This window comes from Lysinibacillus sp. ACHW1.5 (assembly GCF_022014815.1).
Taxonomy (GTDB): Bacteria; Bacillota; Bacilli; order Bacillales_A; family Planococcaceae; genus Lysinibacillus; species Lysinibacillus capsici.
The window spans coordinates 2367679-2390240 of the sequence record NZ_CP091777.1 but is presented as its reverse complement, the minus strand read 5'-3'; the positions used below and the strand labels follow the sequence as shown (position 1 = coordinate 2390240).

General features: G+C 37.7%; 27 protein-coding genes. 25 read left to right on the top strand and 2 right to left on the bottom strand.

Annotated features, from left to right (window positions below; translation table 11 throughout):
- From L6W14_RS11800 to L6W14_RS11765, 8 genes are all read left to right on the top strand, one after another.
- Positions 1-393, top strand: coding sequence for a hypothetical protein (locus L6W14_RS11800; protein ID WP_237898049.1), 393 nt, complete (start codon positions 1-3; stop codon positions 391-393).
- Positions 393-791 carry an HK97 gp10 family phage protein gene (locus L6W14_RS11795; protein ID WP_237898048.1) on the top strand — a complete coding sequence of 133 codons (399 nt, stop codon included), beginning with the start codon at positions 393-395 and terminating at the stop codon, positions 789-791. Before L6W14_RS11800 ends, L6W14_RS11795 begins: the two co-directional genes overlap by 1 nt.
- Positions 784-1242 carry a phage tail terminator family protein gene (locus tag L6W14_RS11790; protein WP_237898047.1) on the top strand — a complete coding sequence of 153 codons (459 nt, stop codon included), beginning with the start codon at positions 784-786 and terminating at the stop codon, positions 1240-1242. The genes L6W14_RS11795 and L6W14_RS11790 overlap by 8 nt, the downstream gene beginning before the upstream one ends.
- On the top strand, positions 1196-1393 hold the full coding sequence (locus L6W14_RS11785; RefSeq protein ID WP_237898046.1) for a hypothetical protein: 198 nt from the start codon (positions 1196-1198) through the stop codon (positions 1391-1393). Before L6W14_RS11790 ends, L6W14_RS11785 begins: the two co-directional genes overlap by 47 nt.
- Complete coding sequence (locus L6W14_RS11780; protein WP_237898045.1) at positions 1393-2688, top strand: phage tail sheath subtilisin-like domain-containing protein; 1296 nt, start codon at positions 1393-1395, stop codon at positions 2686-2688. The genes L6W14_RS11785 and L6W14_RS11780 overlap by 1 nt, the downstream gene beginning before the upstream one ends.
- A gap of 17 nt (positions 2689-2705) precedes the next feature.
- Entirely contained in the window at positions 2706-3173 is a 468-nt protein-coding gene (locus L6W14_RS11775; RefSeq protein ID WP_205443772.1) for a phage tail tube protein, read from the top strand.
- A 14-nt stretch (positions 3174-3187) separates the two neighbouring features.
- On the top strand, positions 3188-3589 hold the full coding sequence (locus L6W14_RS11770) for a phage tail assembly chaperone (RefSeq protein ID WP_036075119.1): 402 nt from the start codon (positions 3188-3190) through the stop codon (positions 3587-3589).
- Between the two features lie 244 nt (positions 3590-3833).
- Positions 3834-4196, top strand: coding sequence for a hypothetical protein (locus tag L6W14_RS11765; protein ID WP_237898044.1), 363 nt, complete (start codon positions 3834-3836; stop codon positions 4194-4196).
- A gap of 146 nt (positions 4197-4342) precedes the next feature.
- Here L6W14_RS11765 and L6W14_RS11760 read toward each other — a convergent pair whose 3' ends face one another.
- The gene (locus L6W14_RS11760) at positions 4343-5692 is read right to left on the bottom strand and encodes an IS1182-like element ISBsp5 family transposase (protein ID WP_237898043.1); all 1350 of its coding nucleotides are present in this window, start codon (positions 5690-5692) and stop codon (positions 4343-4345) included.
- Between the two features lie 308 nt (positions 5693-6000).
- On the opposite strand from L6W14_RS11760, the gene L6W14_RS11755 reads away from it, so the two are divergent.
- The 16 genes from L6W14_RS11755 to L6W14_RS11680 all read left to right on the top strand — a co-directional run bounded on the left by L6W14_RS11755 (position 6001) and on the right by L6W14_RS11680 (position 17723).
- The gene (locus L6W14_RS11755) at positions 6001-8529 is read left to right on the top strand and encodes a tape measure protein (RefSeq protein ID WP_237898042.1); all 2529 of its coding nucleotides are present in this window, start codon (positions 6001-6003) and stop codon (positions 8527-8529) included.
- On the top strand, positions 8526-9227 hold the full coding sequence (locus tag L6W14_RS11750; RefSeq protein ID WP_237898041.1) for a LysM peptidoglycan-binding domain-containing protein: 702 nt from the start codon (positions 8526-8528) through the stop codon (positions 9225-9227). Before L6W14_RS11755 ends, L6W14_RS11750 begins: the two co-directional genes overlap by 4 nt.
- A gap of 1 nt (position 9228) precedes the next feature.
- Entirely contained in the window at positions 9229-10194 is a 966-nt protein-coding gene (locus tag L6W14_RS11745) for an XkdQ/YqbQ family protein (protein ID WP_237898040.1), read from the top strand.
- Complete coding sequence (locus L6W14_RS11740) at positions 10194-10631, top strand: DUF2577 domain-containing protein (protein ID WP_237898039.1); 438 nt, start codon at positions 10194-10196, stop codon at positions 10629-10631. The genes L6W14_RS11745 and L6W14_RS11740 overlap by 1 nt, the downstream gene beginning before the upstream one ends.
- On the top strand, positions 10625-11041 hold the full coding sequence (locus L6W14_RS11735; RefSeq protein ID WP_237898038.1) for a DUF2634 domain-containing protein: 417 nt from the start codon (positions 10625-10627) through the stop codon (positions 11039-11041). The genes L6W14_RS11740 and L6W14_RS11735 overlap by 7 nt, the downstream gene beginning before the upstream one ends.
- Positions 11034-12125 carry a baseplate J/gp47 family protein gene (locus tag L6W14_RS11730; RefSeq protein ID WP_237898037.1) on the top strand — a complete coding sequence of 364 codons (1092 nt, stop codon included), beginning with the start codon at positions 11034-11036 and terminating at the stop codon, positions 12123-12125. The genes L6W14_RS11735 and L6W14_RS11730 overlap by 8 nt, the downstream gene beginning before the upstream one ends.
- The gene (locus L6W14_RS11725) at positions 12122-12778 is read left to right on the top strand and encodes a putative phage tail protein (RefSeq protein WP_237898036.1); all 657 of its coding nucleotides are present in this window, start codon (positions 12122-12124) and stop codon (positions 12776-12778) included. The genes L6W14_RS11730 and L6W14_RS11725 overlap by 4 nt, the downstream gene beginning before the upstream one ends.
- On the top strand, positions 12775-13083 hold the full coding sequence (locus L6W14_RS11720; RefSeq protein ID WP_237898035.1) for a hypothetical protein: 309 nt from the start codon (positions 12775-12777) through the stop codon (positions 13081-13083). Before L6W14_RS11725 ends, L6W14_RS11720 begins: the two co-directional genes overlap by 4 nt.
- Complete coding sequence (locus tag L6W14_RS11715) at positions 13076-13675, top strand: integrase (RefSeq protein ID WP_237898034.1); 600 nt, start codon at positions 13076-13078, stop codon at positions 13673-13675. Before L6W14_RS11720 ends, L6W14_RS11715 begins: the two co-directional genes overlap by 8 nt.
- A gap of 1 nt (position 13676) precedes the next feature.
- Positions 13677-15164, top strand: coding sequence for a hypothetical protein (locus L6W14_RS11710; RefSeq protein WP_237898033.1), 1488 nt, complete (start codon positions 13677-13679; stop codon positions 15162-15164).
- A complete protein-coding gene (locus L6W14_RS11705) occupies positions 15164-15385 on the top strand; it encodes an XkdW family protein (protein WP_237898032.1) in 222 nt (73 codons plus the stop codon). Before L6W14_RS11710 ends, L6W14_RS11705 begins: the two co-directional genes overlap by 1 nt.
- Positions 15385-15534, top strand: a complete 150-nt coding sequence (locus tag L6W14_RS11700; RefSeq protein WP_237898031.1) for an XkdX family protein — start codon at positions 15385-15387, stop codon at positions 15532-15534. Before L6W14_RS11705 ends, L6W14_RS11700 begins: the two co-directional genes overlap by 1 nt.
- Before the next feature lie 83 nt (positions 15535-15617).
- The gene (locus L6W14_RS11695) at positions 15618-16337 is read left to right on the top strand and encodes a hypothetical protein (protein ID WP_237898030.1); all 720 of its coding nucleotides are present in this window, start codon (positions 15618-15620) and stop codon (positions 16335-16337) included.
- Positions 16338-16469: 132 nt separating this feature from the next.
- The gene (locus L6W14_RS11690) at positions 16470-16793 is read left to right on the top strand and encodes a hypothetical protein (protein ID WP_004227828.1); all 324 of its coding nucleotides are present in this window, start codon (positions 16470-16472) and stop codon (positions 16791-16793) included.
- 1 nt (position 16794) lies between these two features.
- Positions 16795-17061: a holin gene (locus L6W14_RS11685; protein ID WP_237898029.1), complete on the top strand. Its 267-nt coding sequence runs from the start codon at positions 16795-16797 to the stop codon at positions 17059-17061.
- Complete coding sequence (locus L6W14_RS11680) at positions 17061-17723, top strand: M15 family metallopeptidase (RefSeq protein WP_237898028.1); 663 nt, start codon at positions 17061-17063, stop codon at positions 17721-17723. Before L6W14_RS11685 ends, L6W14_RS11680 begins: the two co-directional genes overlap by 1 nt.
- A gap of 71 nt (positions 17724-17794) precedes the next feature.
- On the opposite strand, the gene L6W14_RS11675 is transcribed toward L6W14_RS11680, so the two are convergent.
- Entirely contained in the window at positions 17795-19000 is a 1206-nt protein-coding gene (locus L6W14_RS11675) for an S-layer homology domain-containing protein (RefSeq protein ID WP_237898027.1), read from the bottom strand.
- A gap of 744 nt (positions 19001-19744) precedes the next feature.
- On the opposite strand from L6W14_RS11675, the gene acnA reads away from it, so the two are divergent.
- Positions 19745-22450, top strand: coding sequence for an aconitate hydratase AcnA (acnA, locus tag L6W14_RS11670; protein ID WP_048393126.1), 2706 nt, complete (start codon positions 19745-19747; stop codon positions 22448-22450).
- The last annotated feature ends 112 nt before the right edge of the window (positions 22451-22562 follow it).

Below are 22562 nucleotides of genomic sequence, written 5' to 3'. Positions count from 1 at the left end.
TTGAACATTCGAAAGCTATTGGCTACAGCTACAAAGTCTGTTGAGCTCATGTATGATCGAGAGGCCACAGTGAAGCGGTATGAAGAGTATGAAAAGCCTAATAGTTCAACCGGACAGAAATGGATTACAAAGCATGCCAATGTGCCTTGCCGTTTATCTACAGTAGGAATGCAGACACTTAATAATACTGTGGAAGGAGAAGCAAATCAGATTCTATATGATGCCAAGCTGTTTCTTTCTTCAACTGTTGATATTTTAGCTGGGGACGAAATTGCGGTTCAGCTATTTGAAGATGGCGAGCTGATTATGACGGATGAATTTACGTCTGCTGAAGAGTCTTTTCTTTATGTAACACATCAGGAAGTACTTTTGAAGAAGAAGGTGTATGCTTAATGGCCTTTGAATTTGAAGAAGTGAAACAACTAGCAGAAAAGATGAAAGAGCTCACCATTGCATCGGGTAAGATTCATAAAAAAGTGGCAGAAAGAATTGCTCATTTAGCCATCCGTAAGGTTAAAATGCTTACGCCTGTTGATACGGGTGATTTACGCAATAACTGGAAGTATCACATCATTAAGCAAGGCGATACGTACAAAATTATTATCTATAACAATGTAGAATACGCACTTTTTGTAGAGAAAGGCCACCGTATTGTAATAGCTGGCCGTACAGTAGGGTTTGTGGACGGTCAGTTTATGTTAGAACTGACAGAACAAGAAATGGAAAGGCTGGCGCCACGAATGTGGGAGCGTGAAATTGAGAAAGAATGGAGGCGTATTCTAGGTGAGTGATGTAAATGTAACAGAAGGCATTAAGACACTTGCAATTAGGCAAATACGTTCTCTTTACCCAACAATAAAAGTGTACGATAAACCAGTGAAGCAGGGCTTAAAAGTACCTGCTTTTTTAGTACGTATTTTAAATGTACACCAAGAGCGAGGTATGAAGTATCAAGCCAATCGAACCTATTCTTTTAGCATGGTCTATTTCCCTGCTACAGACGATATAGACGAAGAATGCCTAAATGTATTAGAAGTCGTGCAAAACAACTTTAAGTACCTTGCTGGTAGGTTTCATGTACATGAAATTGAAGGTGAAATAGTTGATGAAACATTAGTTATGAAATATCAAGTGAAAGCTCGTCTACACGACATATTAGAAGAAGTGAAAATGAGAACATTGGAGGGCGTTGATTTTGACACAAGAGACAACAAACAAAACGGCGAAGCAACCTGGGAATAAAAAGTTCTCCAAGGTTGCTTTTTTAGAGTCCGCTTCTTCCACAAAGGCAAGGTTAGAGTATGAGGTAGTGCTTGAAGATGGTAAGAGTTATACCAAAAGTGAAGCGGATAGACTTGTTGATGAATGGAAAAAGAAAGGAGTAGAGGCTTAATGGGCGGTATTTGGGAAACGCAAAATAAAGTACGGCCAGATGCGTACATTAACTTTGAAACCAATAGCCTTAATACAATGGGGCTAGATTCAAATGGTGCATTAGCTATTCCTCTTGCGCTTGATTGGGGTGAGGTAGGTAAATTTATTAAACTATCTACCAATACAAAATTCAAGGCGCTATTTGGCAAGTCACTTGCAGAGATTTTGCCAGTAAGAGAATCATTTAAAGCAACAAGTAACATTTTCTTGTATAACATCAATGGTTTAGGGGAAAAGGCAAAAGCCACAGCAGAAGGACTTACAGCAACAGCAATATATGGTGGCTCAGACGGAAATAAAATTCATGTAACCGTCACTGTTGGTTTAGATGGCGCTGTAACTATTAAAACGTATTTTGAAGCTACACAAGTAGATTCCCAAAAGGTAGCGAGTTTTGAAGAATTGAAAGCAAATGACTTTGTTATTTTTACGGGAAGCCTTCCTGGAGCTGATGCGATTTTGACACTTGGGGGTGGGGCAACTGTAGCAGCAACGAACGAATCTATTTCAGAGTTTGCCTCAGCTTTAGATTCCTTAGATTTTAAAACAGTTGCATATGGTACAGATGATCATACCATCAAGTCCTTGCTTGCTCTTAAAGTGAGGGAATTTCGGGAGCAGGTAGGTAAACGTGTAACATTTGTAACGAACAATTACAATGCAGCTGACCATGAAAGTACCGTATCCATTAAAAATGGCGTCACTTTGGATGGGGGAGAAGTGCTAACAGCAAAAGATGCTGTATATTGGTTTGCTGCAGCATTTGCCGCTTCTACAGTAGGGTCGCTTACCTATGCAACATACCCCGGGGCGATTGAGGCAGAAACGATGACCAATGATGAGATTATTCAAGCATTAAAAGATGGTCATATTGTCTATTCATTCAATAATGATGAAGTTGTAGTGGAGCAAGATATTAACACATTCCGCTCATTCTCACCGAAAAAAAATCAGGATTTCCGGAAGGGGAAGATTGATCGTGGCATGTCTATTATCGAGAACAACGCTCGTCATATTTTCCGTAAATACTTCATTGGTAAAGTGAATAATGATGCGAATGGCCGGGATTTATTTAAGAAACATCTTATGAAAACTGTTCTTGATCCTTATGTAAGACTTGGTGTAATTGATCCATATATGCCAGAAGATATTGTGGTTGAACAGGGCGATGAAAAAGATGCAGTATTAGCAGTCTTAGGTATCAAGTTCATTGACGCAATGGAAAAATTATATATGCGTGTCGAGTGTAAATAAGAAGGAGGTAAGGCTTGATGGCACCAAATGTTATGCAAACAAAAGACGCCATGTCCTCACGTGAGGGCTTGGTGTTTATTAATATTGAGGGTCAAACATTCGAAATTGCGGAAATTCTAAAGTTTAAAGCAGAAGTAGAATATAACAAGGTGGAAGTAAAGCGTCTAAATGCTCGTATGGAAGGTTCGAAAATTGTTGGAGCTAAAGGTGTTGGAGAGATGACCATGTACTATCATCGTCCAGAAATTCGCGCCATGGCTTCGGATTATTTGCGATCAGGGAAGTCACCGATGTTTGATGCAACAATCGTCAACGCAGATATTACAAGTGCAGCTGGTAAACAAACAGTAGATATTCGAAACATTGTACCAGACAAAACCCTATTGGCAATGCTTGATGCAGATAGCGCTGATACATTAAAAGACGAATTCCCATTTACATTTGACGATTTTGAAATCTTAAACCAATTCAGTGTTATCCAATAAGGAGGAACTTATAAATGAGCAATTTTAAAGCTTTTATGAAAGAAAATGTACGTCAGGCAGATCCAGTAGAACTGAAATTAGAAAGATTTACAGAATCAATTAAATTACGTCCTTTAACATCTGCGGAGTCTGATTTAATTAATGACCGCTGCTTTAAAAATAAGCCTGGTAGAAAGGGGCGCCAAGAGCGTGTATTTGATCCAGTCGCTTACAATCGTGGTATTAGTGTAGCTTCGATTATTTATCCAGACTTAAACGATACAGAACTACAAAAATCATACGGAGTAAAAGGTGCTGAGCAATTGTTTGGTGCAATGTTCTGGGTTGGAGAAGCATCTCAAATTTCTGAAAAAGTATCAGAGATTAGTGGTTTAGATCATGCTTTAGAAGATGAAATAGAAGAAGCAAAAAACTAATACAGGGCAGTGAGGATGAGCGTGACGGACTAGCTTTCTATGCACATGTTGCGCTACATCGGTTTAATATACTGCCCAATAGCTTTTTAAGTATGGATCGTAAAGAGAGGGCGTTTATCATTGCAAGTTTGGACATAGAGCTTGAAAAAGAGGCAGAAGCGGCAAAGAAATAGTAGCGTTATGCCAATACAGTATAGTGAAATCCCTCCAAGTTATGTATATTTGTGTATGAGGAGGGATACACATGGCTCAAAATAAGGTACTTGCAGGAGATTATGAAGGAAAAAACATAATGATTGGCCAACAGGGGTTCTTCAGTAAAGAAGAAGTTTTTTTATTCACAGGATTCACTAAAAAATTTCCTTTGAATAAAGAAACTGTTGATTCTTATGAATTAATTACAGAAGAACATAGAAAAAGTGCAGTAAGCGGCGTAACTCGGGGATTAGTTGGCGGGGCATTATTAGGACCTGTTGGACTCTTAGCAGGCTTAACTGCAAAAAATAAAGGTACACATACATTGGTTATTGAGTTCAAAGATGGTAAGAAAAGTTTAATTGAAGTTAATGAAAAAATTTATAAGTTATTGATGCAAAAAATGTTTTGAGCACTCTTATTGAGTGCTTCAGACTGTAGACAAAAGCCCTCGAGAAGTTCACTCTCAAGGGCTTTTATCATTTTTCTTCCTATGTCGTCTTGATATTTGGTCATACATTACCAAATCCAACATACGCTTCGAGCATAGTTGCTCTCTTAAGCTACTTGCCACGTCCAAGTAGCCAGTTTCTTTAAATTCATGGCAGCAAAAGTAAGCATCGCCTGCATGGACAATTTTTTCAGACCTCTTAAGGTTGTCCATCGCATACCATGCTTTTCTTTTGCATCGGCAAAGACACGCTCAATCGTTTCTTTGCGCTTTGCATAGATTTGTTTGATGTCATAGGAATGGCGTAAATGTTCAGCTTCCTCCACATACGACTCCCAGATATGGCGTTGAATGAGTTTTTGATGATGCTTACTTTCTGTACACTGGGAAAGGCTTGGACACTTCGCACAAATCAAAGGATTCGATTTATATTGCCGATATCCTTCTTTCGTCGTTGTTGCATACTTCAATATCTGCCCTTGTGGGCAAAGATAACAATTATAGTGCTCGTCATATATATACTCGTGCTTTCGGAAGAATCCATCTTTCGTTTTAGGACGTGTATACGGAAGAACAGGCAACATTTGATTCTCTAATAAAAAGTTCGTAATCGCTGGTGTTTTATAGGCTGCATCTGCCGCAACAGCGATTGGTTTTTGAACGTTTTGAATGACTCTTTCAACAAGTGGCTGCAATACATGGCTATCGTGCACATTTCCCGGAGTCACAATGGCACCTAAGACAAAGCCCTTTTCATCTGTCGCTGCATGAAAAGAATACGCAAACTGTTTCGTACGTTCATCCTTCACGTAATACCCACTTTCAGGATCTGTCGTGCTTTCCTTTATTTCTTTCCATTCTTCTTTTTCAAATTTCTCCGGGGAAAAGGGCTTTTTTCCATGTTCCTCACGATCAATATTTAACTCTAATTGAAGTTTCTCTTCATAAGCCCGTGTTTCTTTTCGCACAACTTTTTTATCATACTTTCGTTTATTCGCACTCGCTTTCACATGCGTAGAATCGATAAATAAATGGTCTGCATGGAGGAGTCCTTGATGCATAATCTCTTTTAATATACGATAGAATATCTGCTCAAATATATCAGTGTCTTGAAAGCGACGGACATAATTTTTACCAAAGGTAGAGAAATGCGGAACTTCTGTATGGAAGCCAAATCCTAAAAACCAACGATACGCCATATTCGTTTCAATTTCTTTGATGGTTTGACGCATGGACCGTATACCAAAAACGTACTGAATAAACGTCATTTTAAAGAGAACAACAGGATCAATACTAGGACGCCCATTAGGTGAATAGAGATGTTCTACTAAAGGATAGATAAATGAAAAATCAATAGCCGCCTCTAGTTTTCGTACTAAATGATCTTGGGGAACTAATTGATCAATCGTTAACATTTCTAATTGTTCACGTTCATTGATTTGATTTTTCGTCATCATGGTTAATCACCTCGAAAGTGTACTTTTTATCAATAGATGAATAAGGAATTCTTTATGTAGGAGTTGATTGGAACGAAGGGTGGCGACTCCTGCGGGAAAAGCGGGAAAGTCGAGATCCTGGACTGAGCGAAGCGAGGGAAGCAGCTCGACCCCGCCCGCGGAAAGCGTCCGCCCGTAGTGGAAATCAACGGCTTTACTTTATTTTATTGTAAAAGAAAAAAGACTGTAGGCAAACTCAAAATTCATTGAGTTTGTCTACAGTCTGGAGCACTCTTATTGAGTGCTTTTTATTTTGGCTAGGGAGGAGGATGATTAAACTGTCTGTACGCACAACGATGTCATTAACAGATAAAATGACTGGCACTCTTCAAAAAATGATGAAAGCAATGAATAGTACCATTAGGGCAATGGAACAAATGCACACAGCATCTAATAGAGCTAGTGATATGCGCAGTTTGCAGAGAGCTCGGCGAGACATAGAAAGTGCAAGTGCTTCTTTCGAACGTTTAAGATCAAGTGCTAGGTTGGCAGGTAGCGAGGGGCAAACTTCAGGAAATAGATTAAGAGATAGTCTAAATGGAGTCCGGGATAGTGCGAATTCTGCCACCAGTAGCGTACGTATGTTGTTAACTAATCTATTGGGTTTTACAACTGCGTACTTATCTATTCAAGGCATTACTAACGGGTTAAGTAAATTTACACAAGCATCTGATAATTATTCAAATACTAATGCCCGTTTAGCTAATATTAACGACGGATTGCAGACCCAGAAGGAGTTACAAGACAAGATTTATAGGGCATCTCAACGAAGTTTAAGTTCATATAACGATACAGCGTCAAGTGTTGCTAAGTTAAATCTATTGGCTAAAGATGCTTTTGCAAGCAATGATGAAGCTTTACGTTTCACAGAGCTTATGAATAAATCATTTAGCGTATCAGGAGCGGGGACACAAGAGAAACAAGCAGGTATGTACCAATTGACACAAGCGATGGCTTCAGGGCGACTACAGGGAGATGAATTTCGTTCAATAATGGAAAATGCTCCGCTCCTAGGTCAAGCGATTGCTGATGCAACAGGTGTTGGAATGGAAGGCTTGAAGGATATGTCGTCAGATGGTGAAATTACTGCTGATATTATTAAAAAATCTTTGTTTGCAGCAGCTACAGAAATTGAAGACAAATTCAATAAAATGCCACTGACATTTGCTGATGCTATGACAGTCTTTAATAACTGGGCACAGCGAGCTTTCGAGCCGTTATTTGTACGTTTTAGACAATTTGTAAATTCCAATGCTTTCGGAATTTTAGCAGGGCATGCAATGGTGTTTATTAATCTTTTTGTATCAGGGCTATCATTCGTATTCTCGATTCTTGAGGCATTGTATAACATGATTGGGACTATAGGGCTGTTTATGTATGATAATGCTAGTTTGGTGGTACCTATTTTAGTGATTTTAGGAACGATTATAGGATCAATAGTAGCAATACTAGCAACTAAATATGCAATATTAGGTTTAATTAGAGTAGCCACTCTTGCTTGGGCAGCGGCTCAATGGGTTGTAAATGCTGCATTTCTTTCAAATCCGATAACGTGGGTACTTATTGCCATCATTACCGTAATTGCCTTAGTAGTGATGGCCATGGTTATGTGGGGTGAAGAGACTGCCACGGTAGTTGGGTTTGTAGCAGGCATTTTCGCAGCATTAGGAGCCTATATCCTTAATCAATTTATAAATATAGCAAATTTCTTAACAATTTTTGCAGAATTCTTTATTAATTTATTTATTGACCCCGTTTATGCAGTAAAAAAATTATTTTATGATTTGGTCATGATGGTAGTGGAAAATATGTCAGCTATGACAGGGAGTTTTGATAGTGCTGCAACAGCGTTAGGAAATGCCTTTGTTGCAGGCGTTAACATTGCTATCAAGGCTGTAAATGGATTAATCACCTTAGTTAATAAAATACCTGGTGTTAATTTCGGTAAAATAGGAGAGTTACAGACTGGTAAATCAAATGTTATTACAAAGCATTGGCAGAACTTTGCTGCAAATATTAAAGCTCCAACCAGTGATAAAAACGTAGTTAGTTTGTCTAAGGCCAAGCTCTTTAGTATCCCAGATACTTTTAATAAAGCAAACGAATGGGCATATGACGGTATGATGGGCGCTGCTGATAAAGTGAGTGGCTTAGTTGATAAGGCAAAAAGTTTAGCTGGATTAGGTAAAGATGATAAAAATAAAGAAAATCCTTTTCTTGATAAAGCAAGCTTAATGGATGATGTTGTAAAAACCGCTCCTTCTGAATCTGGATTAGGTGCAGCAGGAGATCCAGACAAAGGAAAACTAAAAGGTGGTAAACTTGATAAGGTCAAAAAGATTGAGGACAAAATAAATCTTGCAGACGAATATCTTGAGATATTTAAAGATATAGCTGAGGGTAAGGCCATTAATAACATTGTTTCTTTAACACCAAACTTACAGGTTCATAATAAGTTTGAGGATACTACAGGTAGCAAAATGGAGAAAATGCTTAATAAGTTTGATGATTTGTCTAGGATAGGCGGCAATGCAACGGAAATTAATGATCTTGTAACCCAAACATTAACCTCTCCGTCAAGAGATGATGTTGCAGTGTCAAAAGACATACGTGAAAATGTTTCCGCTTCACCTATTACCAACAATAATAAGACCATAGTGCAACATATTAAGAGTGATCCTAAAATTGAATTTTCAGGTGATATTCATAAAGATGTGGACTTGCAGGAACTAATCAAACAAATTGTGAAGTGGTTAAAAGATGAGCAAGATCGTTCTGTTGAGGGGGTATATACATGATAGGCATCTATCTTAGTGCTAAGAATGATACTGAGGGCTTTCGTATCCCTGTAAATCCACCTGAACTCCCTTTTAAAAACACCGCTGATGGTGAAGAATTTTCTATCGCCAAAAAGGGAACTGTTAATGTACCTAAACCAATGAAACTAACAGAGTTTGCTTTCTCATCATTTTTCCCTGCTGATGATACCCATTATGCAGAAACTCAGTTCAGAGAACCTCAAATATATATAGACCAGATAAACAAGTGGATGGCCGCAGAAACGGTTATCCGCTTTATTTATGTTGGTGGCTCCTTTTCCGTTAATGAATTAGTGACAATTGAAAGCTTTGAACCAAAGGATCAATTTGGCACAGAAGATGTGGATTACACAATTTCTTTTAAAAAACATGTGCCGTTTGGTTTTAAAAAGATGGAAGTAGTAAAAAAGAATGCTGCTAAAAAGGGAGCGGCGTCCATTAAGCAGCCAGTAACAGTTGCGAAAAAGGAAGCTCCGCGAGATAATCCTAAACCTGTTCCACAGACTTATAGTTTAGTAAAAGGGGATTCTCTTTGGAAGATAGCTCAAAAGTATACCGGAAATGGAGCAAACTACAAGGCGCTACAATCGTTGAATGGAATAAAGGACAGTGAGTTAAGAAAATTACCTATTGGCCTAAAAGTAAAAATACCGCCTGAGTGGACAGCTAAGAAATGAGGTGACAGGTATAGAAGTATTAATCGACAATCGTGATGGAAAGATATATGAAGTTCCTGTCACGTCAATTAGTTGGAAAACAGAAAAAACAGGAAAAGCTTCTGAACTGAATGTTAATCTGTTAAATCCTAAGCCACTCGAAAATAAAATTGTATCTGGTGCGATTGTAAGGGTGACTGATGAGAAGCACAAAATTTTCTATGGTTATTCATTTAAAGCTGAATTGGGGAAAAGCAGCGAATTTAAGATTACTGCTTATGACCAACTGAGGTATTTAATGTTCAATGACACGTTTGTCATGAAATCAATGCAGTCCGAGGCTGCTATAGCTCAAATATGTAGTAAAGCTAAATTGAAGTTAAGTGTATCTACAAAGACAGGCTATAAAGCACCAGCAATGATAGAGGAAGATAAAAAAGCATTAGATGTCATTATGAAGTATATTGATTCTGCTATTGTAGCAACCAACCAAAGCTTTGTGTTTATGGACAATTTTGGTGTACTTGGTCTGCATAATATTAAGGATTTAGTTATCCCTCCTACTGATTTTTATATTGGTGAAGAAAGTCTCTTATATGATTTCGATTATTCAGTATCAATTGATGATAGTTACAATCGCATTAAGCTTGTTTTAGATGATAAAAAAGCATCAAAGAGACGGGTATTTATAGCGCAGGATAGTAACAATATCGCTAAATGGGGGCAATTACAGTATTACGAAAAAGTAGATGAAAATATGACGAAAGCGCAAGTTGAGAGCTTACTAGATGCATTACTAGCTGTACACAATAAAGAAAAAAAGAAACTATCTTTGAAATGTTTAGGTGACTGGCGTGTACGAGCAGGCAAAATGGTGTTCATCTTCATCGAAAAGCTAGGGTTAAAACAACTGTTTTTGGTGGATGCTTGTACCCATGAGTGGACACCTAAAGTTCATACAATGTCATTAGAATTGAAGGTGATATGATGAGTTTACTAGATTTAATCAAAACAACAGCCATGGCTGCCTTTCAAGCATCCAATCCAGTTAATATTGTTGTAGGTGAAGTAATTGAATCGAAGCCCTTGAAAATAGAAGTCCATTCCAAGCTCATCTTAACGGATGAGTTTTTGCTTGTTGCAGAGCATTTGACAAGGCATGAACGTATAGTTTCGCTTTCTTATGAACATGCACAAAATTTTTCTAGTGGTCGTATGGGAGATGCATTGAAACAAGCAAGTTCTACACGGAAAAATATAGGTGAATCTGCACCTAATCCTTATGAAAAATATGACATGAAATACGCAAAATTTATTTTTGAAGATGGGCTTAAAATAGGTGATAAAGTTTTGCTGCATAGGGTGCAGGGAGGGCAAAAATATTTCGTTTCAGACAGATACAAGGAAGGTGATAGCGTATGGTAGTCCCAACAGAGGCAATAACAATAACACCAGAAATTGAGGTGATCGATGCCGTTGAATTACCCACTCGAACATATCACTTGGATTTCAAAAAAGGGTGTTGTACAGGATTTATTGATGGTCAGAAAGCAATGGAACAAGCTATTTTCAAAGCTTTAAATACCATCCGCTTCGAACATCTTATCTATACAAATAACTATGGTTTTCAGAATATGGTTGGTTATGATGAATTGTATGTTAGAGGAGACTTAGCTAGGCGTATTCATGACGCAATCCTACAAGATGAGCGTATTACTTCATTAGAGAATTTTAGCCTTGAATTTACTTCAAAGGAAGATGTATTAGTGACTTTTATCGCTCGCACTATTTATGGGGATGTAAGTCTCTTGAAGGAGGCGATAAGGATTGCTTGATTACTTAGAAGCACAATCTTTTGATAGTATCCTAACGGCGTTGCTTGAACGTGTACCAGATGATGTTGACAAGCGAGAGGGTAGTGTCATCTATGATGCGCTTGCTCCCTCAGCGTTGAAACTCGCTGAAACTTATTGGGATATGGCTGTCCTCTATCGTCGAACTTTTGCTGCTACGGCAGACGGTGATGATCTTGAAAAGCGTGTAAATGAGCATGGAGTTGAGCGAAAAAAAGCAGGTAAGGCTATTCGTCGTGCTTTGTTTGCAGATGGTGATGGACAACCACTTGATGTGTCAATAAGTAGCCAATATCGTTTAGATGAAATTGTATATACGATAATTGAACGGATAGAAGCGGGTGAATTTAAAGCAGAAGCTCAAACAGCTGGATCCGTTGGAAATAAAGATTATGGTGAAATGCTCCCTTTAGAGGCAAACAATCAGTTAGGGAAAGCGATTTTAGCAGATGTCCTTGTGCCTGGTGAAGATGATGAAACAGATGACTCCCTTTATCAAAAGTTTCTAGATCATATTCGTGAGAAAGCTTTTGGAGGGAATCGTGCTGATTATAAGAAAAAGTTAAGGGCCATTCAAGGTGTAGGTGGTGTCCGTTTACGACGTGCGCCATTTGGAGGAGGAACAGTAAAAGCTATTATTATTGATTCTGATTTTAAAGTACCAACACCAGAGTTTGTATCCTATGTTCAAGAGATTATAGATCCAATCGAGTATAAAGGTGAGGGCTACGGCACGGCACCTATTGGCCATGGAGTCACCGTGGAAGGTGTAGGAAAAAATGATATTGTTGTTGAGAGTGAACTAATTCTTAATGGAGTAACCATTGGGCAAATCGAGGCACAAATAAACGAAACTTTAGAAGAGTATTTTGCAGAACTACGTGCAATTTGGTATAAGGATTTAGAAATTAATGTGAGGATAACCCATATTGAAGCGAGACTTGTGGAAATCGAAGGAGTAGAGGATATTACTTCAACCACGTTAAATGGGCTTGATAAGAACATCAATATGATTAAAGATATCCCTGTTCTCTCACAAGTAATACTGAGGGAAGTGAGTACATGACCAATCCTTTTTTAGAGGAATTACCACCTTACTATAAAAATATTAGAGAGTTTCGTGAGATGTCCAACACAGTTACAGCAAGTTGGGACCAACTTGATGAAGCTCTTTTTGATATGGAAAATGATCAGTTTATTTTAACATCAAGCGAAACTGCTGTTGCAATGAGAGAAAAAGATTTCGGGATTCGTGCAGATCTAAAAAGTGAAACATTGAAGTTTCGCAAGCTAAGATTACTTGCTCGTATGCAAGATAAAGCACCTTATGTACTCGAACACTTAATTAAGGTTCTTACTAATTTATTGGGTGAAAATAAACATCAAATTTTACTAGACATTGATCATTTCGAAATGGAAGTAGCCATTGATGTAGAGCAAACCATTTATTATAAAGAGGTAATAAATATAATTGAGCGCATCGTGCCTTTAAATATCGACTTGATGGCGACAATACTTGCTATTAAGGATTCTTTAGTGTTGATCGCTGGAACATATGCTTGGAATTTTAACAATAATCGTATATGTGGACGATTTAAAACAGCTTCAAAATCAGCAATCATAGGCAAAGAAAATTTAAGCGTACGAGATGGATCGTATGCTTTTTTACTTCGCGCACGGACTTGTGGGCGATTTAGAGCAGGAGGTGGATTAGTGTGAGTGAAATACAGCCTTTATTAATACAACTTACTGAAGCATTTTTAAGTAATTTGGTCGTTGGGGCAAAGGTAACAATTGATGGAGTGGTTTATGATAAACCTATTTCACATACTAGTGATCGTTATGGATTGAGAAAATATGTGAAATTAACAACCGAAAAAGGTCTAATTACTCGAGTAGTTTTAGTAGATTCGATGGGTCGAGAGCTATATGTGAAAATTATGAACTACCAAAAAGGAGCGCAAGGCTATACCATTGCATTCCCTCTCACTGTTGAAGCAAAGGAAGTGGAAGTAAATGGCTGAATTTATGACAGGAGAAATTCCTTTGAATTTTAAAACAAATCCATATAAACGAGTGAAATGGGAGGATGATTTAACTGACCCCAACACTGGTGAAGTACTAGAAGAGGGCACAATTTTTTGGGCGGAATATGGAAATAATCTTGAGTGGGGTCTTTATAATGCATACCGTTTTTTGATAGAACAAGCTCGCCAAATGCAACGTATGCAGATCCAGATGGAATTGGACGGGCGAGTACCTGGCAACTCAGGGACATTTGCTGATCCTTTAGACGGCAGCTCAAACAAAATTAAATTAGACACAGCTTTGACTGATGTCATTGAGCCTGTGGCAATCAGTACAACTACTTTAAAAGTGGCTAGTGTTGATGGTTTTACGCCATTTACGCAAGTCACTATTTTTGATGATGTTGCTAAAGAGGACGTTGTGATCACAGAAGTAGGAACAAACACAATCAAAGTACAAGCATTAAAAAATGCGTACAAAAAGGGTGCGAAAGTGGCTCGAACTAACGTTTTAATAGATACAGTAAACACTGAAATGGGTGTGGGTAATTGGCAAACCTATAGATTAGAAATTGTGGAGGTGGTATAAGTTGGTAACAAAGGCATTTACATCTACGGAATCTACAAGTCGTTCCCAAACTCTTAAGATAACCATACCTAATTTAACTAAAGTCATATCAGTTAAGGCGAATACAGGTAATGCTGTCGTTACATCAATTAATGGAAACGAAGTTACAATTTCATTGTCGGGTGGCTCGTCTACGCGTAGCGTACAAACAGGCGGTACGTATACACCAGCACAGACAAAAACAGGCGTTGCAGGTGGTTCTGTCAGTCCTGGAGATAGTATACCTTCGACAATGCCTTATAGTGATGGGCAAGGTTTCCACGGGACATTAAGCTTAAAATCTGCAAGCGCGCATAGTGATGGTGGTTCTAACGGGCGAATTTCTGCAGGTAGTTGTCCTGCAGTATTACCTAATACGGGCGGAGCGATTAAAACTTCGTATTGTACCTATAGCTATGAAGGTACTGTGACAAAACCTGCAGTGGATACCCGCACATATGCCTATTATTATCAATATGTCGTCACCGTGGATTATGAGGATAACAAGGCACCTACGGTAACTGTAACGGGTCCGACTAATAATATAACCTTGTATGAAAATGACACATTAAACGTCACAGGTACGGCAATAGACCAAGATCCAGATCAATCGGTTACTGTTTATTATCAAATTGATAATAATCCCAAAAAGGTCTTAGCAACAAATCTAAGTCAGATACAAATATCCCTATCAAAACAGCTCACATTTAAAGGTGGTAAGCTGTTTGATGGCGAGATAGTATTAACAGATACGTTAGCAGAAGGTGTACCACATACCTTGAAAGTTTGGGCCGTAGATAATGAAGGAGCTCAATCTGAAACAGTAGAGCGAACATTTTATGTCGTTCCAAACAGAGCCCCACTACTAGCTATAGATTCAGTGGTGCCAAGCGGAATTATTAATACTGATAAATTTAAAATCAGTGGTACTGCATCGGATCAGGACGCTAATTCGAACATTAAAGTTAACTATCGAATTAATGGGGCTAACCCAGTTGAAGTTTACAACGGAGCAGGTGGTGCTTGGGAATTTGAGGTTTTTCTTTCCCAACTCGTAGTCAATGAAAATACGATAATTATTGAAGTAATCGACAATTACGATGCTAAGACTAGTAAAACGATTAAACTCAATAAAAATGAAGTGAAAACGCCTATTTTGCATGCTGTTGGGAGGTATAAAATTAAACCTCCTGCTGGATCCGCAAAGGGCGTTTTATTATTCATCGAGCGTGATGAGGAAATGAATCTAAAAGTTGAGCTATCCATGACACTAGCTGGCGAGCAAGAGCAGTATGAAACGCTAACAGCTGATAATACAGCTCCTATGCCTAATATGAATGGCATTGTGGAAGATACCTATTATTATGAGGCCACAGAGCCGAAAGACAATATCATTTTAAAACTGTCTACAACACTGCCAGATGCAAATGTTAATCACAAAATCCATCTAATATCGGGGGCGGTTGAGTAATGGCTTTAGAATATAAACAGCGTGAATCTGATGGCTCTATGGGTCAGCCTGTAAGAGTTGGGACGGGTTTAAAACTGGATGAACAAGTGTTATCGCTAGGCGAACAATTAGCTCAGGAGAAGATTAAGGGTATTCAAAAGGATCTTCTTATAAACAGCCTTGGTCAAACAGTTACACAATTGAAACTAGAAATTTTGGCCATGAAAGGGGGCGAGGTATAATGCAATTTTGGCAAATTGCTTTTATGTACAAGTGGGTAACTGCAGCACAATTACGATTAGCAGTAAAAACTGATGCAAATCCGTTCGGTGAGATTACGCCGGAACAATACAAAGAAATCACGAAGCAAGATTTTGAAACACAGGCATAGGATTAGCATTATTTTTTGTCGTTTTTAGAAGGTAATCTCTTCCTTTTGTCGAAAAGAGTAATTGTAAGAAAGGAAGGATGGAAATGATTGATAAATATATTGAATATTACTATTTAGTACCTGTCAGTTCATTGCTAATTTTAGTGATTACTTACGCCATTAATAATTGGGACGCAACAACATTAGAGAATCATTTAATGTCAAATTTTAAAAAATTACAGATATTTTCTTCTACTATATTACTAGAATCCATAGTAATTTCTTTTGTACTTTATATTTTATTATTATTAAATCAAGAACCTCTTGAAAAAATGTATCATGTGAAAGATTTTGAATCTACGCATGTAATGATATTATTGGTAAATTTATTTATAATTGGATTCGTTATTTCTTTAGGACTAAATTTGCTACTTATATTAATCAAAAAAATATTCGGGGTAAAATATTACTTTTTTACTTCTTTGCCGAATACAGAAGGTAAATGGTACTTGTTCAGAAAATCAACTAAAAATAGAATCTTGCTAATGGATGAAAACGGAAGGTTTCTATTTCATGAAGATTGGAACGGGTTGATTTTTGAGAAGAAAATATTTAAACTTAATAAACTTCAACAACTTTTATATGGAACCGAAAAGAGGTATTTTAATACTTTTCTGACATTTACACTATCATGGGTAGCATTAAGCATTGTTTATTTTGTTGTTGATCTAGAATTAAAAGAGAGATATTTTGTTTTGTTTGCATCGCTTATTATGTTGGCTATTGCTTCGATAATTTTCAGAAGTAAAAGGGTATTATCTTAATAACGCAATTAGATCTTAATATGGAATTCTTTATTTAAAGGGTGCTTTTTTAACGCACCCTTTTATTTTACGTCAAAATCTAAGCAACGCACTGTGCCGAGCAGTGCTATTTTTTATGTAGAGGTGAGGGCAGTGGAGCTTTTAGTAATAACAGGGGCAGGTATAGCTGAAAAAGTGGCCAATAGTTCAAATCCATGGATTTACTTATCAATCATATTAATAATCGCGGTTTTGATTGCAGGACGATACATTTTCAATTATTTAATTCAACTAGATCAATCGCACCGTGACGAATCAAAAGAACGGGAAAAGGCGTTAATGACGCATTTAGAGCGTTCCAATGAATCTCAAGAAAGGACAGCAAATGCATTAGAAGGAATTCATTCAAGCCTTTCAACATTGGAGGGTCGAGTTGACCGTATTGAAAAACATACTTATAACAAGGAGAGTGCATAATATGAATTTAACAAATATTTTTATGATCGCTATGGTGATGGTAGCAATTGTATTAGCAGTTGCAGAAGTTCTAAAAAAGACATTTAATCTTAATACTCAATACATGCCAATCACATCAGTAGTGATTGGTATTTTTATTGGTTTGATTTTATGGCCGTTAGCTGATTATCCAGTGTACATCATGTTGATTGCTGGCTTTATTGCAGGATTAACAGCATCAGGCACATTTGATTTACTAAAGGCTGCTAAAAAAGAAGGTGAACAATAATGACAAGTGTAAAAACTACATGTCGAGATTTAAGCGAATTAACTGCAGCTGCTCAAGCAGCTTGTCGACTACTTTTTCAGGAATGCTTCAAAGCTGGCATTGTAGACATTTTTATCACAGAAACATACCGCAGCCAAGCGCGCCAAAATTACTTATATGAGCAAGGGCGAACAAGACCAGGACCAGTAGTTACCTGGACACGTAATAGTAATCATATCTCACGTAGAGCCTGGGATATTGCTGTAGCACCGCCAAGAAACTTATACGACATTTCCACTTTATCAAAGGTAGGGGCAATTGCTAAAAGGTTAGATATTACGTGGGGAGGTTATTGGGAGGCAGGAAAATATGATGCACCTCATTTCGAAATTCCTGCATCGTGGAAGATGCCTGCAGGCTATAAATTAGAAAGAGAAGTAGTAGTACCAACAAGTAGTGCTGTTAAGGTACAACTTATTGTAGAAGATACACAGAAACCAACAGAAAAGGATGATGACATAATGAAATTCACAAATGAGGCAACTAAAGCAGCAGTACGTGATTACATTAAACAGGCTGTAGATAAAGGAAAAATCGATAAGTCGTGGCTAGAGAAATTTGATTCAGGTACCATGACAAGTGGTGATTTTGAAGGTTTGAAAATCATTATTTCACAACGTTAATTTATTAACGGCTAAGATTACTATAGTTCTCTTAGCCGTTAAATTCTTATATTTATAATCTGTTGTATTAATTAATTTTTAAAATTTTGTACTCTCATAATAAAATCGTTACCAAAGTTTTCAATAATGTATTCACTAGTTTTATTCTCGAAACTTGGGTAGAGATCATTTGTAGTTAATTTTAGACCAAATAGCTCTTTTGCTAAACTTATTAATAGATCTGTAGAAACTGATTTATTATAACTAATATAACCTATTTCTTCATTAGAATCTCTAACATGAATATCTAAATCCCCCAAATATATAGTATTTGTATCAGTAAAACTTACTTCGTAACCTGCTTCTAATATTTTTTTATAGCTTGCTTCTGAAATCTTTGACACGACCTTATTTATGTCATTTACATTTATTCTATTAGCAGGCGCATCAGATGCAACTGGAATTTTTGAATTACTATAATCTGAATTAGTTTCACCAGAGGGTATTGTCCCACTGTTATTATTACTCACAGGTTTATCACTACCTAGACTTCCTAGTTTTAAACTACTATCTAATTTCGACACACCTTTATTTGCAAGAGCTGCCAAAGTTAAGCTTTCCGTGTTGTTATATACTGATACTGCAATACCTCCAGCTTTGTTAACGCCGATATTATGCATGCGGTATAAAAAAGCAACAGCTTGAGAACGAGTTAACGTATTATTTGTCCCAAAGTACTTAAATAAATCACTGTTTTCATACTGTGGATTTTGACCAGTAGTAATCCCTTCACCAATCATGTAATTTATTGAATCAGCCAATGAATTGACATTACCAGATATGTGACCAATTGCTTGTGCGACAACCCCACGTTTAACAGGCTTGTTTCTTAATCCACTGTCAAAATAACCGTTTAAGGGTACTCCATAAGCTGCTAATGCATCATAATATGTATCAGACCATAGTGGAGCCGGTGTGTGTATATTTAGGTCTCCTTTATCATCTTTGAATCCATAAAACTCAACAAGCATCTTAGTGAATTGAGCCTCGGTTACACTGTCATTTGGACCGAATTTACCGTTTGGTTTTCCTTTATTGTCTGTATAACCACTTACAATGCCTTGCTGCTGTGCCCATTTAATTGCCTCGTAAGCATAATGGTTTTTATCAACATCTGTGAAATTCGTATTTGCTTGTACATTTGCTACAATTGTTTCTTTAGCGAAAGAAACAGACGGGGCAGCAATACTAGATAACAGTAGTGTACTTATAGCTGCCACTCTAATTTGTTTTTTCATTGGTTAACCTCCAAATTTTTCTTTATTATATACATTATATTACTATGAAGATTAAATTTGGGATATTATCGAAATTGCCCAGATACCCACTTAATTTTGAGCCTAGACATTTTTTTATTGCTAAAATAAGGACGTAAGTTCTGTGAAATGTACAAACAAACGTTCTTGTTAGGAGGATTAAAATGGCAAAGTCAAAGAAAAAAGATCCAGCAAAAAAGGTTGCTGAAACCCAAAACAACCTCCTAAATACTCTCTCGGTAGTTATTTGTAATAATAAAAATGTATTAATATAGTAAAATGTTGTTTGTGTATAAAAAAATAAAAATCCCACAGATTGTGGCAAAGAGATAATATTAACTTTAAGGGAATTTATATCGTTCTTTCCTTATAAAATAGTACCTGTCCAAACCTTCTTTATCTGCATTTTTACGAACTGGGGCACTTTTTTTTAAAAAAAACTCCAGTACCCCAGCAAGTGCCCCAAAAAGTGCCCCAGTTAAATACACTTAGATACACTTCGTTAGACAGGTATAGAAACCTTCATTAATACAAAACCTTGATATTATGCACATCAAAAAATTAAAAACATCAGGATAGAAACCAAGGTCATAAGTTATGCTTATCAAAAAAGATAATATTAATGTAATTTACTTATGAATATAAATGCGCTATCATGGGTATTGGAGAAAAGATGCTACACATTTTTAAAGCCTTTTCAAAAAGATATATTAGGGGGATCCGCAAATGGCACAAGGTAATTTACACAACAGCCGTGCATCATTCGAAGTGAATGGTAAAACTTACAATTACTATGACTTAGCTGCGATTGAAAAAGCTGGCGTTGCAAAAGTTTCAAACCTTCCTTACTCAATCAAAGTATTATTAGAATCTGTTTTACGTCAATATGATGCGTATGTAATTAAAGAAGAGCACGTAAACGAATTAGCAAAATGGGGCAATGGTGCTGATCCAGAAGCTGAAGTACCATTCAAGCCTTCTCGCGTTGTATTACAAGACTTTACTGGTGTACCAGTAGTTGTTGACCTTGCATCTCTTCGTTCTGCAATGAAAGAAATGGGTGGAGACCCAAGCAAAATCAACCCTGCTATTCCAGTTGACCTTGTAATTGACCACTCTGTACAAGTTGACAAATATGGTAATGCATCTGCATTACAAGCAAACATGGACCTAGAATTCGAACGTAACGCTGAGCGTTATAACTTCTTAAAATGGGCTCAAACTGCTTACAATAACTTCCGTGCTGTACCACCAGCAACAGGTATCGTTCACCAAGTAAACTTAGAGTACTTAGCTCCAGTTGTACACGTAAACGAAAATGCTGATGGCACATTCGAAACATTCCCAGATTCAGTAGTAGGTACTGACTCTCATACAACAATGATCAACGGTATCGGCGTTCTTGGATGGGGCGTAGGTGGTATCGAAGCTGAAGCAGGTATGCTTGGTCAGCCTTCATACTTCCCTATTCCAGAAGTTATCGGTGTTAAATTAGTGGGCGATCTTCCAAACGGAACAACTGCTACTGACTTAGCATTAAAAGTAACACAAGTATTACGTCAACGTGGCGTAGTTGGTAAATTCGTTGAGTTCTTCGGACCTGGCGTATCTAAATTACCACTAGCTGACCGTGCGACAATCTCTAACATGGCTCCTGAATATGGTGCTACATGTGGTTACTTCGCAATCGACGAAGAATCATTAAACTACATGCGTTTAACTGGTCGTGACGAAGAGCACATTGCGGTTGTAGAAGCTTACTTAAAAGCGAACCACATGTTCTTTGATCCAACATTAGAGCCAGTTTACACAGACGTTTTAGAAGTAAACTTAGCTGAAATCGAACCAAACCTTTCTGGTCCTAAACGTCCACAAGACTTAATTCCACTATCTCAAATGCGTTCTCGTTACAAAGAAGCAGTAGTGGCACCACAAGGTACACAAGGTTTCGGTTTAACAGAAGATGAATTCGAAAAAACTTCTGTAGCGAAATTCGCTGAAGGCGATGTAGAAATTCCAACAGGTGCTGTTGCGATTGCTGCGATCACTTCTTGTACAAATACTTCTAACCCATACGTATTAATTGCTGCGGGCTTAGTGGCGAAAAAAGCTGTAGAAAAAGGTCTGACAGTGCCGAAATGGGTAAAAACTTCTTTAGCACCAGGTTCTAAAGTTGTAACTGGTTACCTTGAAGATTCAGGTTTACAAACATACCTTGACCAAATCGGTTTCAACACTGTAGGTTACGGTTGTACAACATGTATCGGTAACTCAGGTCCATTATTACCTGAAATCGAAGAAGCAATTAAAGCAAATGACTTATTCGTAACTTCAGTTCTTTCTGGTAACCGTAACTTTGAAGGTCGTGTACACCCACTTGTAAAAGCTAACTACTTAGCTTCTCCACCACTTGTTGTTGCTTATGCACTTGCTGGTACAGTGGATATCGATCTACAAAAAGATTCATTCGGTAAAGACAAAGATGGTAACGAAGTATTCTTCGCTGATATCTGGCCTTCAACTGAAGAAGTTAATGCAGTATTAGGTACTGTTGTTAACCGTGAGTTATTCCAAAAAGAATACGAAACTGTATTCACAGCGAACGAAAAATGGAATGCAATTGAAACATCAACTGAGTCTCTATACACATTTGATGACAAATCAACTTACATCCAAAACCCACCATTCTTCCAAGGTCTTGCAAAAGAGCCAGAAGCTATTAAAGGCTTAGACGGCTTACGCATTATGGCGAAGTTCGGTGACTCAATCACAACTGACCATATTTCTCCAGCTGGTGCAATCGGTAAAGATACACCTGCAGGTAAATATTTAATTGAAAACGGTGTTGCAATCCGTGACTTCAACTCTTACGGTTCTCGTCGTGGTAACCACGAAGTAATGATGCGTGGTACATTTGCAAACATCCGTATCCGTAACCAAGTTGCTCCTGGTACAGAGGGTGGATTCACTACTTACTGGCCAACAGGCGAAGTAGAGTACATCTATGACGCATGTATGAAATACCAAGAGCAAGGTACTGGCTTAGTCGTACTTGCTGGTAACGACTACGGTATGGGTTCTTCTCGTGACTGGGCTGCGAAAGGTACATTCCTACTTGGCGTGAAAACTGTTATCGCACAATCTTACGAGCGTATCCACCGTTCTAACCTAGTAATGATGGGTGTTCTTCCACTTCAATTTATGCCAGGTGAATCTGCTGATACATTAGGCTTAACTGGTAAAGAAGAAATCTCTGTTAACATTACTGACAACGTAAAACCACGTGAAATCTTAACAGTAACTGCTAAATCTGAAGACGGCACAGTTAAAACTTTCCAAGCTTTAGCTCGTTTCGACTCAGAAGTAGAGGTAGACTACTACCGCCATGGTGGTATCCTACAAATGGTTCTACGCGCAAAAGCTGCTGAGTAATCATTGCCCTAAAAACCGATCTCTTTGGAGGTCGGTTTTTTTATTTATTACGAGAGTGATGGATAGAAGTGACCAAAATATGTATAAATAGCACCAAATGACGGATTTAATG

Coding starts and splice junctions, on each gene's coding strand:
- L6W14_RS11795 (WP_237898048.1), top strand. CDS start 393: ATGGCCTTTGAATTTGAAGAAGTGAAACAACTAGCAGAAAAGATGAAA.
- L6W14_RS11780 (WP_237898045.1), top strand. CDS start 1,393: ATGGGCGGTATTTGGGAAACGCAAAATAAAGTACGGCCAGATGCGTAC.
- L6W14_RS11775 (WP_205443772.1), top strand. CDS start 2,706: ATGGCACCAAATGTTATGCAAACAAAAGACGCCATGTCCTCACGTGAG.
- L6W14_RS11770 (WP_036075119.1), top strand. CDS start 3,188: ATGAGCAATTTTAAAGCTTTTATGAAAGAAAATGTACGTCAGGCAGAT.
- L6W14_RS11765 (WP_237898044.1), top strand. CDS start 3,834: ATGGCTCAAAATAAGGTACTTGCAGGAGATTATGAAGGAAAAAACATA.
- L6W14_RS11760 (WP_237898043.1), bottom strand. CDS start 5,692: ATGATGACGAAAAATCAAATCAATGAACGTGAACAATTAGAAATGTTA.
- L6W14_RS11755 (WP_237898042.1), top strand. CDS start 6,001: ATGATTAAACTGTCTGTACGCACAACGATGTCATTAACAGATAAAATG.
- L6W14_RS11750 (WP_237898041.1), top strand. CDS start 8,526: ATGATAGGCATCTATCTTAGTGCTAAGAATGATACTGAGGGCTTTCGT.
- L6W14_RS11740 (WP_237898039.1), top strand. CDS start 10,194: ATGAGTTTACTAGATTTAATCAAAACAACAGCCATGGCTGCCTTTCAA.
- L6W14_RS11735 (WP_237898038.1), top strand. CDS start 10,625: ATGGTAGTCCCAACAGAGGCAATAACAATAACACCAGAAATTGAGGTG.
- L6W14_RS11725 (WP_237898036.1), top strand. CDS start 12,122: ATGACCAATCCTTTTTTAGAGGAATTACCACCTTACTATAAAAATATT.
- L6W14_RS11715 (WP_237898034.1), top strand. CDS start 13,076: ATGGCTGAATTTATGACAGGAGAAATTCCTTTGAATTTTAAAACAAAT.
- L6W14_RS11705 (WP_237898032.1), top strand. CDS start 15,164: ATGGCTTTAGAATATAAACAGCGTGAATCTGATGGCTCTATGGGTCAG.
- L6W14_RS11700 (WP_237898031.1), top strand. CDS start 15,385: ATGCAATTTTGGCAAATTGCTTTTATGTACAAGTGGGTAACTGCAGCA.
- L6W14_RS11695 (WP_237898030.1), top strand. CDS start 15,618: ATGATTGATAAATATATTGAATATTACTATTTAGTACCTGTCAGTTCA.
- L6W14_RS11685 (WP_237898029.1), top strand. CDS start 16,795: ATGAATTTAACAAATATTTTTATGATCGCTATGGTGATGGTAGCAATT.
- L6W14_RS11680 (WP_237898028.1), top strand. CDS start 17,061: ATGACAAGTGTAAAAACTACATGTCGAGATTTAAGCGAATTAACTGCA.
- L6W14_RS11675 (WP_237898027.1), bottom strand. CDS start 19,000: ATGAAAAAACAAATTAGAGTGGCAGCTATAAGTACACTACTGTTATCT.
- acnA (WP_048393126.1), top strand. CDS start 19,745: ATGGCACAAGGTAATTTACACAACAGCCGTGCATCATTCGAAGTGAAT.